Source organism: Pseudomaricurvus sp. ABR4_320, assembly GCF_056159445.1.
Genome location: NZ_JBSWVF010000066.1, coordinates 1 through 1,572, shown reverse-complemented (window position 1 = coordinate 1,572; position 1,572 = coordinate 1). Strand labels below are relative to the sequence as shown.

Genomic DNA, 1,572 nt, shown 5'->3' with positions numbered 1-1,572 from the left:
TGCACACAGGACAAAATGGAAGAGCTTCTAAAAAGAATAAGTTCAGAATTTGACGAATCGGAAGGTTGGCTTGCCAAAGCGGTGGACTGGAACTGAATTCATTGGCTACCCTTCACTTACGGTTCTAGAATTGGGTGCTTCATACGTAATAGGGGAAAGCTTTAGTGCAGTGCGTGCATAACAAACGGCTCAAACCGACCTCCACTGCGTTGCTCGTTTTGTGCTGTTTCGCTACGCTCGCACAAAACAATCAACTCCGTTCCGGCGGCTTAGCCGGGCGTTATAGGCCCCTACGTATATTGCCTTTTAGCTCTTAGGTTTCATTTTTTCTTCGGCCCACTCAGCAAATTCATGCAAGGTACAGCTATCAGTTGTCCCTTTCCGATCGCCGTCTACGACTCGGTATACAATCAAATAAAGCGAAGGGTCTTTGTGTTCTCGATGGTCAATAACTTGACGTACCGACCAATTTCTACCGGGCTTTCCGTTGGTATAGAATGCGCCAGGCTCTAGCACAAAGCCTGCAACTAGTTCCTCATGATAAATTGCATCTGCAATATCAACAATATGCTTTATCTGGTCATCACTAGCATCAATCACTAGTTCCGAGCGCTTTATCGCTTCATGAATATGCTGCATTTTGATATCCCTTGTATCTGGGTGATACCCAGCACTTTGGTATCGCATAAAACTTTGCGGATATCTTCGCCAGCTAAATAGGTTGTTAAACACTAGTGCTACAAAAAATAATATACAACAATTGATAAGTGTTGGAGTAAGCACATACCAATAACCAAGTTCATATATGCTTGGTCCACCTATAACAGCCGCTAAAGCTGTTGCACCTCCTGGAGGATGCAGGCTTCTAGTAAAGTGCATTGCTAGAATAGATAAAGCCACAGCAACTGGGGCTGCAAGTGTGATAGAGTTAATTAACTGCGAGCAACTTACTCCAACAAAAGCTGATATTAAGTTTCCTGCCAAAAATGCCCATGGTGTAGAAAGTTGGCCGTGAGGCACGGCAAAGAGCAATACTGTCGAAGCTCCCATTGATGGCAAAATTGCGATTGAGCCAGTTGCTCCGGTGAAATAGATGGTTGTATAGAAGCAAAGGAAAATAGCTAGCATTCCACCTAGCGTGGCTACCATTTTCTCAGAAGATACCACTCCACTTTGAATACCAAGGAATCTAATTACTGTTTTAATCATGCTGTGTCGCTTGTATTATTAAAATATTGATGTACTTGAATAGGGGGGGTAATTTTTCACTGAATCATGAAAGGTCATGAGTATACTATTGGCATCACCTATAACAAAGCACTGCTGTCGGACAAATTTTACGCTGCGCTCGTGTGTCATGACGAAAGGCGAAAGCCTTTCTTGCTGTATTAAAGATGAGGGTAGGCCCCTCGGTTTCGGTAGCCAGATGCATAAACCAAACCGCCCTATGCGGCTGGTATTAAGAGTATTGGTCGTGAGCGATAGGGAAAAGGCAAAACAATTTGTCAGGTGAGCTTGGAAGAGATGAACGAAAGTGAACCGTCGATGCAGTGTCGATATGTAAAGACGTTG

General features: G+C 43.8%; 1 protein-coding gene. It reads right to left on the bottom strand.

Translation table 11 applies throughout. The annotated features are described in order from the left end of the window. Window positions 1–306: 306 nt before the first annotated feature. Window positions 307–1,209 carry an HPP family protein gene (locus ACXAFR_RS27355; protein WP_475183335.1) on the bottom strand — a complete coding sequence of 301 codons (903 nt, stop codon included), beginning with the start codon at window positions 1,207–1,209 and terminating at the stop codon, window positions 307–309. Between the last annotated feature and the right edge of the window lie 363 nt (window positions 1,210–1,572).

What these genes read in the sequence shown, in the direction of transcription:
- ACXAFR_RS27355 (WP_475183335.1), bottom strand. Translation starts at nt 1,209, where the DNA reads ATGATTAAAACAGTAATTAGATTCCTTGGTATTCAAAGTGGAGTGGTA.